Source organism: Agrobacterium sp. 16-172Ci (assembly GCF_053522725.1).
The window spans coordinates 16,861-29,285 of record NZ_JBNWBW010000013.1; the positions used below are offsets into that span (position 1 = coordinate 16,861).

Below are 12,425 nucleotides of genomic sequence, written 5' to 3' on the forward strand. Positions count from 1 at the left end.
TTCTCCTCACCCGTCCTTCTTCGCGCCACGGGGTCTTGCGAGGGAGACGATCTTGTCCTTGGCCTCCAGAAGCTTCGTAACCTTCGAACCGAGCGCCAGAAGCGAAGCCAGCCTTTCCGTCTCCAGCCGCTTCACATCGTCATACCAGCCGGTCAGCTGCTCGATCAGCGTCTTCATCTCGTCGATGCGCTTTTGCGCATGCCGCTCATCTTCGTTTTCCGGCGTCTCCATCAGAATTTCGCGCAGCACGCTGAGCGTGGGATCGATCTCGCGCTTCTTGCGCTCTTCGGCAAGGGTGCGGAGAATTTGCCAGACATCGTCTGGCGTCGTGAAAAAATCGCGCCGGTCGCCGGGAAAATGCTTGAGAATTGCAAGGTTCCACGCCTGCAACTCCTTCAGGCTCATCGACACGTTGGAACGGGAAATGCCGAGCGCCTCCACAATCTCGTCCGCACACAATGGCTGCGGCGAAATATAAAGCAAAGCATAGACTTGGCCGACAGTGCGGTTGATGCCCCAGCGGCTGCCCATCTCACCGAAATGCAGCACGAAGGACTGAACGAGCGGGGACAGGCTGGTTGGCATTTTTACGTTTCCTGAATTTTCAGTAATTTCTGAAATTTCGATAACGCAAAAAACGACGAGCAGCAAATCACCTTTTTGACCTGCGTCAAAATGTGCAAACGGGCAGAGACGACCTCGGTAAAGACGGTCGTGGGTGCAGCCCGGGGCAAAATATGCGGCAGTGGCGTTAGGGGTATGACAGGCTGGGGCGTTCCGTCACTTTCCCACCGTCATTCCGGCTTTGAGCCGGAATCCAGCCAGCCCAAGTCCTTGGGCTGAAAGGACTCTCTCGCCGCGCAGACGCGCGTCGACTAGATTCCGGCTCAAGGCCGGAATGACGTACCTAAAGCAGTTGATGATATCGATAACATCATCACGAGTCTCCACGGGCAAGAACCCGTCGAAAAAATCGGCGGCGGGATGACCCGCCGCCGATCAAAACGTCGGCGCATTCGCGCGTAGAAACCTTACTTACGAAAAAGCGATCTGCACCTTCATCGCACGGCTGCGGTCCGAGGCGAATTCGAAGGCCGAGATGGCGTCGGCGAGATCGACGGTCTGGGTGATGAACGGCTTGACGTCGATCAGGCCCTTGCGCATCAATTCGACCCCGGTGGCGAATTCCTCGTGGAAGCGGAAAGAGCCGCGTAGATCCAGTTCCTTGGCGGTGATCGCCATCATCGGCAGGCTCATATCGCCGCCAAGGCCGAGCTGGACGATGATGCCGCGCGGACGAAGCGCCGTAATACCGCCGGCAAGCGCCACGGCGGCGCCAGAGCATTCATAGAGAACATCGAAGGTTCCCTTGTTCGCGCCATAGGCGGCAAGTGCGTCGGGCTCATCCTTGCTGTTGATGACACGATCCGCACCGGCCTCGCGCGCCTTGGCAAGCGTGAAATCGGAAAGATCGGTGGCGACAATCTCAGCCGCGCCGGCGCGGCGGGCCGCCAGAATGGACAAGATGCCGATCGGGCCGCAGCCGGTGACGAGCACGCGTTTCCCCAGCAAATCGCCAGCGCGGCGCGTGGCATGCAGCGTTACCGCCAGCGGCTCCGCCATGGCCGCCTCACCGGCGCTCAGGCCATCGGCCGGCACGCATTGCAGGGCGTCCGCCACCAGAACCTCACGGAAAGCGCCCTGAATATGCGGGAAAGGCATGGCGCTGCCATAAAAGCGCATGTTGAGGCACTGGTTGTGCAGACCTTCCTGGCAAAAGCGGCAGGTTCGGCATGGGCGGGACGGCGAAACGGCAACCAGACCGCCGACTTTCAACCCCTCCACGCCCTCGCCCAGCTCTTCGATGACGGCGGAGACCTCATGGCCGAGCACCATGGGTTCACGAAGCCGCACCGCGCCGAAGCCGCCATGGTTGTAATAATGCAGATCGCTGCCGCAAATTCCGCCCCGGACCAGACGAAGCCGCACTTCTCCCGGGCCCGGCGCTTCCTCGGGCCGCTCCTCGATGCGCACATCCTTCGCCCCATGGGCAACAATCGCTCTCATAAATATCTCCCGTTCGACATCGCGCCAGAGCGGCGCGACAAAATAATCCGCATCCCTGTCACCGCCGCCTGCCGTGCATTTGCACGTCGTGCCGCCTCCCCACCCGCCCGATCCGTACCGAAACCGGGCGTTTAAGCCTTGACATCCACGTCTGAAAGGGATGAATGTTATCGATAACATAAACCTGTATGAATGCAATGTCGAGAGACTGGAGGAAACAGTGGGCCTTAAATTGTTCGATCTTTCCGGCCGCCGCGCCCTGATCACGGGTTCGTCCCAGGGCATCGGCTTCGCGCTGGCGCAAGGGCTGGCGGAAGCAGGAGCGGAAGTGGTGCTGAACGGGCGCGACGAGGCGAAGCTGAAAGCTGCCGCAGCCGGCATCAAGAGCGCGAAAACGCTTGCCTTCGACGCCACCGATCATGAAGCGGTGCGCAAGGCCATCGACGGTTTCGAGGCGGAAGTCGGTCCCATCGATATTCTGGTCAACAATGCCGGCATGCAGCACCGCACGCCGCTCGAGGATTTTCCGGCAGATGCCTTCGAGCGCCTGTTGCAGACCAACATCGCCTCGGTGTTCCATGCCGGACAGGCGGCCGCGCGCCACATGATCAGCCGCGGCCGTGGCAAGATCATCAACATCGCCAGCGTTCAGACCGCCCTTGCCCGCCCCGGCATCGCGCCCTACACCGCCACCAAGGGCGCCGTCGGCAACCTGACGAAAGGCATGGCGACGGACTGGGCCAAATACGGCCTGCAATGCAACGCCATCGCACCCGGTTATTTCGACACACCGCTCAACGCGGCACTGGTGGCGGACGAGACCTTCTCGGCATGGCTTGAAAAGCGCACGCCCGCCGGTCGCTGGGGCAAGGTCGAAGAGCTTGTCGGCGCCTGCATCTTCCTGTCGTCCGATGCCTCATCCTTCGTGAACGGACATATTCTCTATGTCGACGGCGGCATCACCGCTTCGCTTTAAAAACACCGAAACCGGATGGCCGGCTGCGGCCGCCATCCGGTTTTGAACCGACGACACCACGACACTTTGGGAGGAGGCCGTGAACACCATGACCGAGAAGAACAAAGTCGCCCTGATCGGCGCCGGCGCCATGGGCGGGGCAATCGGCACACGGCTCATCGAGACTGGAAATCAGCTGACGGTTTTCGATCTGGATGCGGAGAAGGTGGCGGCGCTGACGAGCCTTGGCGCGCAGAGCGCGGGTACGGCGGCGGAAGCGGCTTCGGTTTCCGATGTGGTCATCCTCAGCCTCAATTCGCCGAAAATCGTTCGCATCGCCGTCTTCGGCAAGGATGGCGTCGCGGCGGGGGCGAAGCCCGGCACGCTCATCATCGACATGTCCTCCATCGATCCGGAAGCGACGAAGGAACTGGCTGCCGATGCCGCGGAAAAAGGCCTGCGCTGGGTGGACAGCCCGCTTTCGGGCGGCGCGCCCAAGGCGCTCATCGGGCAATTGACGCTGATGGCCGGCGGCAGCGAAACGGATGTGGCCGATGCGCACCGCGTGCTGCGACATGTGGCCAGCAATTACACTCATATGGGACCCTGCGGCGCGGGGCAGACGACGAAACTCATCAACCAGGTTCTGTGCGGGCTGAACTTCCTTGCGGTGGCGGAAGCAACGCAGCTGGCGCTGGATGCCGGCGTCGATGCCGCCAAAATCCCGCAGGCGCTGAAGGGCGGCCGCGCCGACAGCGCTATCCTGCAGGAATATATGCCGCGCTACGTGGCGAAGGATTACCGCCGCACCGGCCGCATCGACAATATGGTAAAAGACCTCAACGGCGCGCAGGATCTCGCCCGGCGCACCAACACTGCCATGCCGCTGACGGCGGTTTGCGCCGAGGTGCACCGCATGCTGACGGCGGCCGGGCTGGGTGGGGAGGATCAGGCCGCGCTGATGGAATATTTCACCGGCGCGAAACGCACCTTTCCCGACTGATTGCCCGGCAGACATGGATGGCAGGAGCCTGTTGATACAGCCCTTGCGGGCCCTTAACGGCCATTGCGAAATTGTCCTTCAGCGATGATGATCGGGCGAATCGGCACGGCAGCTGCCCCGATGACCGCAGACGCATGCATGCAAAGGACAATTTCCCGATGACACCCTCCACCACAGGCACGGGGATTGCCGGTCTGACCGTTTCTGGAAACGGTTTCACTGCCGAAATCGCTTACGAGGGCGCGACGCTTTTAAGCTGGCGGCCGGTCTCTGCCGATGGCGGCAAAAGTGAAAATCTTGTCGACGGATATTCGACGCCTGCCGAAATGCAGTCGCAAAATGGCGTGAGAAACGGCATTCTCGCCCCCTTTACCAATCGCATCCCTGATGGTCGGTTCAGTTTTGGCGGGCAGATGCACCACATTGAGCCGGTGCTTGCCCATGAAGCCCTCGTCTTCCACGGATTTGCCAGAGCCCTGCCCTTCGCACTTGCCGAGTCTTTCGAGGAAAACGGCGCTCACATTCTCGTCTTCCGCGCCGAAATAGAGCCTGCGGATTTCATGGGTTATCCCTATCGGCTTGCCATCGAGGTGGAATATCGTTTCGCCGGCCATGAGGTCACCATCGACATACGCGGCATCAATCGCGATGACCGGCCCCTGCCTTTCGCCGCCGGCTGGCATCCCTATTTCCGGCTGCCCGGCACCACGTCTATCGATGATCTTCTCCTCACGCTGCCCTCGCGAACGGCAATTGAAACAGACGAGGATCTGATCCCCCTGCAGGACCCACAGGGCGGGATGATCAAACGGGACGACACCCGCTTTCTCCATGCGCCGCTGGCCGGCCATGTGCTCGATGTCTGCTTCACCGACCTCATCGCATCCGAAAACGGGCTTTACGAGACGAGGCTCGAAAACCGGCGCAACGGTTCGAGCCTGACGGTATGGCAGGAGCGCGGGCACATGCATGTCTTCACCGGCGATACGCTCGCCCGCGACAGGCGCCAATCCATCGCGCTCGAACCGGTGGAAACGCCGACCAACGCCTTCAACCAGCCGGAACTCTCGGATGCGATTACACTGCAACCGGGCGAGACGCGAAGCTTCCGCTTCGGTGTTCGTTTCGAGACGGGGCGCTGATCAAGGCTCGATGATCGCTCAGATATGTGTCGTCGGCAGCGAAGACGACAGCTTCACCGTTTCCATCGAGATATAGGCGGACATGTCGTAAAGCTCGACGCGGCGCAGGATCTGTTTGTAGATCGTGTCGTAATATTCAACATTCGGCAGCACGAGTTTCAGAATATAGTCGAAATTGCCGGTCAGCCGGTGAACCTCGACAATTTCCGGTATGGTGCTGACGGCGGCATGGAACCGGTCCAGCCAGTCCTCCGCATGCAGGCCGGTTCTCACCAGCAGGAAAACCGTGGTCGGCAGGTTGATCTTGCGCCGGTCGAGCAGCGCCATCGTACCCGTCACATAACCTTCCGCCCGCAACCGCGTAATGCGCCGCGAACAGGCGGACAGCGACAGCGACACTTCCTCCGCGATATCTGCAAGCGGCGTTTCTGCGTTTTCCTGGAGAATCGCAAGGATTCGGCGGTCACGGTCATCAATCATCGGCTGAGAATGCACAGGTTAACGTAACTGCGCAAGAAATTTGCGATATTTAGATAAAGTGCGCCCCGATTTTGCATCTACGCCGCGAAATCCCTGCCAAAACGCACGCCGTTTTCGCCCAGAGGATGGCATTATAATTTCAATCAAACTTGATAAGGGAACTCTTATGAAACGGATCGGCCTGATTGGCGGCATGAGCTGGGAATCCACCGCAACCTATTACCGCATGATCAACGAGGCCGTGCGCGACAGCCGCGGCGGACTGGTCTCTGCTGACATCGTCATGCATTCGCTCGATTTTTCCGAGGTCGTCGCCCTTCAGAAGGCCGATCGCTGGGATGAGGCCGGTGCGCTTCTGGGTGCGGCCGGCGCGCGCCTTGCCAATGCGGGCGCCGATTGCGTGCTGATCTGCACCAACACCATGCATCTGGTCGCGGACACCGTGGAGAAGATGTCCGGCGTGGCGTTGATCGATATCATCGATGAAACCGCCGCAGCCCTGAAGGCGGACGGACGCCGCAAGCCGCTGCTTCTCGCCACCCGTTACACGATGGAACATGGTTTCTATACCGACCGCATGCGCCGCCACGGCGTCGAGGTGGTCGTGCCCGATGCGGAAGACCGGGCTGCGATCCACGACATTATTTTCGGCGAACTCTGCCAGGGCGAAATCAGGTCCTGCTCGCGCGAGCGCTATCTCGCGGTCATCGAGAAGGCCCGTGCACTCGGCGTCGATTCCGTCATTCTCGGCTGCACCGAAATTTCGCTGCTGATCGATCCCGATGCCCTGCCGCTGCCGGGTTACGATTCGACCGCCATTCACGCGAAGGCCGCCGTCGGCTTCGCGCTCGGAAACAAGGCCCTGAACAGAGCCGCATGAATGTGCCGCCTCTTTGCCTATTCCGGTAAACCGGTCTGGCTCGACAGTCTGCTGATCGAGCCGGAAGCATCGCTGGTCAGCCAGTCCATGGCCGCAAGGGAAGCGAAAACCGTCGTCAATGGCGATGGCTGCGGCCTTGGCTGGTATGGCGAACGCGGAACGCCCGGCGTTTTTCGCGATACAAGGCCCGCCTGGTCCGATGCCAATCTGGCGGCGCTTTGCCACCAGCTCCGCTCGGGCATGTTCATGGCCCATGTCCGCTCCGCCACGTCAGGCGAAGTGTCCCGCGCCAACTGCCATCCCTTTGCGCATGGGCGATATCTGTTCATGCATAACGGCCAGATCGGCGGTTACGAGCAGATCAGGCGCGACATCGATTCCCTCATCCCCGACGATATCTATGCGTCGCGACGCGGCACCGGCGACAGCGAAGCGATCTTCCTCATCGCCGCCGGGCATGGCCTCGATGCCGAGCCGGTTCGCGCCATTTCCACCGCGCTGCGGCTCTGCCAAGAAAAGATGATGGCGGCAGGTGTTTCTTCCGCACTGCGATTCAGCGCCGTGCTGATGGATGGCGATTGCCTGCATGCCTTCCGCTGGTCGAGCGACGACAAGCCGCCGACACTTTACTGGCGCGGGCTCGATGACGGCATCGCATTGAGTTCCGAACCCTTTTCCTTCGATTGCGCGCCGTGGTGCGCCGTTCCCCCCAATACCAGGGTAACGATCCGCGCCGGCGAGATGGCCATGGAGCCTTTCCTCCTGCCGTAAACAGCGCCACTGGCGACGATCGCAGCCGGTTTTTACACCGCTCCACCACAGGTCGGCGCGGCAGCGGCGATGCCCTGTTTATTTTCATTGAATTTTCGCAACCGCGAAGGCTAGTGTGTGATCCGATAGTTCGAAACAGATTTCAGGACCGGTGAACCATTTCAGAAGTATTGCAGCCTCTTCCCCTTTTCTGCGCGATGCCCGGCATCGCAAGGACCAAGAAAATTCGCTGAAGAACGGCGCAGACAGGGCGATCAATGCCTTCGGCGATCCTTTGGGCGCCGAGAAAAACACTTATTTTTCATTGCGCTAAGCTGTTCAATTTTCCGAAAAAATTGCTGTTGCCACGCCTCCATATCGATGCATAAACTGGCATCAGCAAAGGCAAGCCGGATCAACCTCTCAGACCCTCTCCTCCCACCAAGGTGCTGACCGACCAATGATCAATAATCTTAACGCCGCCGATCTTCCCCGTCCCGCCCCGCGCAGTTCCAACCCGGAAATCATGGCGTCGGAAATCATCGAACGCCTCACCTACCGTATCGGCAAGGACGTCAAGGTTGCCAAGCCGCATGACTGGCTGACCGCAACCATCCTCGTCGTGCGCGACCGCATCATCGACAAGTGGATGGAATCCACCCGCAAGGCCTATGCCAACAATTCCAAGCGCGTTTATTATCTGTCGCTCGAATTCCTGATCGGCCGCCTGATGCGCGACGCCATCTCCAATATCGGCCTGATGCACGAAATCCGCGATGCCCTGTCCTCGCTCGGCGTCGATCTGGATGTCATCGCCGGGCTGGAGCCGGATGCGGCGCTCGGCAATGGCGGCCTCGGCCGGCTTGCGGCCTGTTTCATGGAATCCATGGCGACCGTCGACATTCCCGCCTATGGCTACGGCATCCGTTATGTGCACGGCCTCTTCCGCCAGCAGATGGCGGATGGCTGGCAGGTGGAACTGCCGGAAACCTGGCTGGCGCACGGCAACCCCTGGGAATTCGAGCGCCGCGAAAGCTCCTATGAGGTCGGCTTCGGCGGCTCGGTGGAAACCATCGGCGGTTATGAAGATCCACAGCGTTTCGTCTGGAAACCGGCCGAACGCGTGATCGCCATGGCTTACGATACGCCGGTCGTCGGCTGGCGCGGCACCCGCGTCAATACGCTCCGCCTGTGGTCGGCGCAGCCTATCGACCCCATTCTGCTGGCCGCCTTCAATGCCGGCGACCATATCGGCGCCTTGCGCGAAAGCAACAAGGCAGAAAGCCTGACGCGGGTTCTCTACCCCGCCGATGCGACGCCGGCCGGTCAGGAACTGCGCCTGCGGCAGGAGTTCTTCTTCTCCTCCGCCTCGCTGCAGGACATTCTGCGCCGCCATTTGCAGCAATATCCCGATTTCACCTCGCTGCCCGAGAAGGTCTCGATCCAGCTCAACGATACGCATCCGGCCATTTCCATCGCCGAAATGATGCGTCTTCTGTGCGATGTGCACGGTCTGGAATTCGAGGAAGCGTGGAAGATCACGCAGGGCACGTTCTCCTATACCAATCACACGCTTCTGCCGGAGGCGCTGGAAAGCTGGCCGGTGCCGCTGCTCGAGCGTCTTCTGCCAAGACATATGCAGATCGTCTATGCGATCAACGCCAACACGCTGGTCTACGCCCGCAAGGAAAAGAAGATGGCGGATCAGCAGATCCGTTCGATCTCGCTGATCGATGAAGGCGGCGAGCGCCGCGTGCGCATGGGCAACCTTGCCTTTATCGGCTCGCATTCCATCAACGGCGTTTCCGCCCTTCATACCGACCTGATGAAGGAAACGGTCTTTGCCGACCTGCATAGCCTTTATCCTGAGCGTATCAACAACAAGACCAATGGCATCACACCGCGTCGCTGGCTGATGCAGTGCAATCCGGGCCTGACCAGCCTGCTGCGCGAAGCAATCGGCGACGATTTCCTCGACGATGCGGAAAAGCTGACCGCGCTCGACCGTTTTGCCGACGATGCCGGTTTCCGCGAAAAATTCGCCGAGGTGAAGCGTCTGAACAAGGTGCGGCTTGCCAATACGGTGGCGCAGCGCATGGGCATCCGCGTCGATCCTTCGGCCATGTTCGACATCCAGATCAAGCGTATCCATGAATATAAGCGCCAGCTTCTGAACCTCGTGGAAACGGTCGCGCTTTACGATCAGATCCGTTCCCACCCGGAACTGGATTGGGTGCCGCGCGTTAAGTTCTTCGCAGGCAAGGCGGCGCCGAGTTATCACAACGCGAAGCTGATCATAAAGCTTGCCAACGATATTGCCCGGGTCATCAACAACGATCCGGCCGTGCGCGGGCTTCTGAAAGTGGTATTTGTTCCGAACTATAACGTCTCGCTTGCGGAAATCATGGTTCCCGCCGCCGACCTTTCCGAACAGATATCGACGGCCGGCATGGAAGCTTCCGGCACCGGCAACATGAAATTCGCACTCAACGGCGCGCTCACCATCGGCACGCTCGATGGCGCCAACGTCGAAATGCGCGATCATGTCGGCGCGGAGAATATCGTCATCTTCGGAATGACGGCGGATGAAGTGGCCAAGGCGCGCGCCGAAGGCCACAATCCCCGCGCGATCATCGAAGGATCGGCCGAGCTGTCGCAGGCGCTGTCTTCCATCGCCTCCGGCGTCTTCTCGCCGGATGACCGCTCCCGTTTCGCCGGCCTGATCGACGGTATCTACAACAGCGACTGGTTCATGGTCGCCGCCGACTTCGACGCCTATGCCAATGCGCAGCGCGAGGTGGACGCGATCTGGAGCGATCCGGACAGCTGGTATGCCAAGACAGTGCGCAACACGGCACGCATGGGCTGGTTCTCGTCCGACCGGACAATCCGCCAATATGCCACCGAGATCTGGAGAGCCTGATGAAAAAACCGCTCAATTCGGCCGAAGAGAAAAAGACTGGCGACATCACGAAGGCTGAAATCGAGGCGATCAAGAGCGGTTTGCATTCCAATCCCTTTGCCCTTCTCGGCGTTCACGAAACGCCGGAAGGTTTTTCCGCCCGCTGTTTCATTCCCGGCGCCGAGGAGGTTTCCGTCCTGACGCTGGACGGAAATTTCGTGGGCGAATTGAAGCGGCTCGATCCGGACGGTTTTTTCGAAGGCCGGATCGATCTTTCGAAGCGCCAGCCGGTGCGGTATCGCGCCAGCCGCGACGATGCCGAATGGGCGGTGACCGACCCCTACAGTTTCGGCCCGGTTCTCGGCCCCATGGACGATTATTTCGTCCGCGAAGGATCGCATCTGAGGCTCTTCGACAGGATGGGCGCGCATCCGCTGAAGCTCGAGGGCGTCGAAGGCTTCCACTTCGCCGTCTGGGCTCCCAATGCGCGGCGCGTTTCCGTCGTCGGCGATTTCAACAATTGGGATGGCCGCCGGCATGTCATGCGGTTCCGCAAGGATACCGGCATCTGGGAAATCTTCGCGCCTGACGTCTATGCCGGCTGTGCCTACAAGTTCGAAATCCTCGGCGCAAACGGCGAGCTTCTGCCGTTGAAGGCAGACCCCTATGCGCGGCGCGCCGAGTTGCGGCCTAAGAACGCCTCCGTCACCGCGCCGGAACTCACCCAGAAATGGGAAGATCAGGCCCACCGGGAACATTGGGCGCAGGTGGACCAGCGCCGCCAGCCGATCAGCATTTACGAGGTGCATGCCGGCTCCTGGCGGCGGCGCGAGGACGGCACGTTCCTGAGCTGGGATGAACTGGCCGCCCAGCTCATTCCCTATTGTACCGATATGGGCTTCACCCATATCGAGTTCCTGCCCATCACCGAACATCCCTATGACCCTTCATGGGGTTACCAGACGACCGGCCTTTATGCGCCATCCGCCCGTTTCGGCGATCCGGAGGGCTTCGCGCGTTTCGTCAATGGCGCTCACAAGGTCGGCATCGGCATCCTGCTCGACTGGGTTCCGGCGCATTTTCCAACCGACGAGCACGGCTTGCGCTGGTTCGACGGCACGGCGCTTTACGAACATGCCGATCCGCGTCAGGGTTTTCACCCCGACTGGAACACGGCCATCTATAATTTCGGCCGCATCGAGGTGATGTCCTACCTCATCAACAATGCGCTTTATTGGGCCGAAAAATTCCATCTCGACGGCCTGCGCGTGGATGCGGTCGCCTCGATGCTCTATCTCGATTATTCCCGCAAGGAAGGCGAGTGGATCCCCAATGAATATGGCGGGCGGGAAAATCTCGAATCCGTCCGCTTCCTGCAGAAGATGAATTCCCTCGTCTACGGCACCCATCCGGGTGTCATGACCATTGCCGAGGAATCCACCTCCTGGCCGAAAGTGTCGCAGCCGGTCCACGAGGGCGGCCTCGGCTTCGGCTTCAAATGGAATATGGGCTTCATGCACGACACGCTGAGTTATTTCTCGCGCGAGCCGGTGCATCGCAAGTTCCACCATCAGGAGCTGACCTTCGGCCTGCTTTACGCCTTCAGCGAAAATTTCGTGCTGCCGCTTTCCCATGACGAGGTGGTGCACGGCAAGGGATCGCTGATCGCCAAGATGTCCGGCGACGACTGGCAGAAATTCGCCAATCTGCGGTCCTATTACGCCTTCATGTGGGGTTATCCCGGCAAGAAGCTGCTGTTCATGGGGCAGGAATTCGCACAATGGAGCGAATGGAGCGAAAAGGGCTCGCTCGACTGGAACCTGCGCCAATATCCGATGCATGAGGGCATGCGCCGCCTCGTGCGCGATCTCAACCTCACCTACCGTTCAAAACCCGCTTTGCACGCCCGCGACTGCGAACCGGAAGGTTTCCGCTGGCTTGTGGTTGATGACCACGACAATTCCGTCTTCGCCTGGCTGCGCATGGCGCCGGGTGAAAAGCCGGTGGCGGTCATCTGCAATCTCACGCCGGTCTATCGGGAAAACTATTATGTGCCGCTTCCGCTTGCGGGGCGGTGGAGGGAGATTCTCAACACCGATGCCGAAATTTATGGCGGCAGCGGCAAGGGAAATGGCGGACGCGTTCAGGCGGTCGATGCCGGCGGCGATATCGGGGCGATGCTCGTCCTGCCGCCACTCGCAACGATCATGCTCGAGCCGGAAAACTGACAGACAGAGAGGGAGGAC

10 protein-coding genes are annotated in these 12,425 nt (G+C 60.3%); 7 read left to right on the top strand and 3 right to left on the bottom strand.

Going from position 1 to position 12,425, the window contains the following annotated elements; genetic code table 11:
• Nucleotides 1-6: 6 nt before the first annotated feature.
• Nucleotides 7-585: a GbsR/MarR family transcriptional regulator gene (locus ACQZ40_RS13415; RefSeq protein WP_003522458.1), complete on the bottom strand. Its 579-nt coding sequence runs from the start codon at nucleotides 583-585 to the stop codon at nucleotides 7-9.
• 450 nt (nucleotides 586-1,035) lie between these two features.
• Nucleotides 1,036-2,067: an L-idonate 5-dehydrogenase gene (locus tag ACQZ40_RS13420; protein WP_080853863.1), complete on the bottom strand. Its 1,032-nt coding sequence runs from the start codon at nucleotides 2,065-2,067 to the stop codon at nucleotides 1,036-1,038.
• 220 nt (nucleotides 2,068-2,287) lie between these two features.
• Between ACQZ40_RS13420 and ACQZ40_RS13425 the strand changes: the two genes are divergently transcribed.
• From ACQZ40_RS13425 to ACQZ40_RS13435, 3 genes are all read left to right on the top strand, one after another.
• Entirely contained in the window at nucleotides 2,288-3,043 is a 756-nt protein-coding gene (locus tag ACQZ40_RS13425) for an SDR family oxidoreductase (RefSeq protein ID WP_080858185.1), read from the top strand.
• An 88-nt stretch (nucleotides 3,044-3,131) separates the two neighbouring features.
• Nucleotides 3,132-4,025, top strand: coding sequence for an NAD(P)-dependent oxidoreductase (locus ACQZ40_RS13430; protein WP_078052615.1), 894 nt, complete (start codon nucleotides 3,132-3,134; stop codon nucleotides 4,023-4,025).
• 158 nt (nucleotides 4,026-4,183) lie between these two features.
• Nucleotides 4,184-5,167 (top strand): aldose epimerase family protein, encoded by a 984-nt coding sequence (locus ACQZ40_RS13435; protein WP_448748136.1) that lies wholly within the window; start codon nucleotides 4,184-4,186, stop codon nucleotides 5,165-5,167.
• Nucleotides 5,168-5,185: 18 nt separating this feature from the next.
• Here ACQZ40_RS13435 and ACQZ40_RS13440 read toward each other — a convergent pair whose 3' ends face one another.
• The gene (locus tag ACQZ40_RS13440) at nucleotides 5,186-5,647 is read right to left on the bottom strand and encodes an Lrp/AsnC family transcriptional regulator (RefSeq protein WP_003522155.1); all 462 of its coding nucleotides are present in this window, start codon (nucleotides 5,645-5,647) and stop codon (nucleotides 5,186-5,188) included.
• Between the two features lie 166 nt (nucleotides 5,648-5,813).
• On the opposite strand from ACQZ40_RS13440, the gene ACQZ40_RS13445 reads away from it, so the two are divergent.
• From ACQZ40_RS13445 to glgB, 4 genes are all read left to right on the top strand, one after another.
• Nucleotides 5,814-6,527 carry an aspartate/glutamate racemase family protein gene (locus ACQZ40_RS13445; RefSeq protein ID WP_448748137.1) on the top strand — a complete coding sequence of 238 codons (714 nt, stop codon included), beginning with the start codon at nucleotides 5,814-5,816 and terminating at the stop codon, nucleotides 6,525-6,527.
• Nucleotides 6,528-7,298 (top strand): class II glutamine amidotransferase, encoded by a 771-nt coding sequence (locus tag ACQZ40_RS13450; RefSeq protein WP_065657371.1) that lies wholly within the window; start codon nucleotides 6,528-6,530, stop codon nucleotides 7,296-7,298.
• Between the two features lie 439 nt (nucleotides 7,299-7,737).
• Entirely contained in the window at nucleotides 7,738-10,200 is a 2,463-nt protein-coding gene (locus tag ACQZ40_RS13455) for a glycogen/starch/alpha-glucan phosphorylase (RefSeq protein WP_078052613.1), read from the top strand.
• A complete protein-coding gene (gene glgB / locus ACQZ40_RS13460) occupies nucleotides 10,200-12,407 on the top strand; it encodes a 1,4-alpha-glucan branching protein GlgB (RefSeq protein ID WP_142845719.1) in 2,208 nt (735 codons plus the stop codon). Before ACQZ40_RS13455 ends, glgB begins: the two co-directional genes overlap by 1 nt.
• The last annotated feature ends 18 nt before the right edge of the window (nucleotides 12,408-12,425 follow it).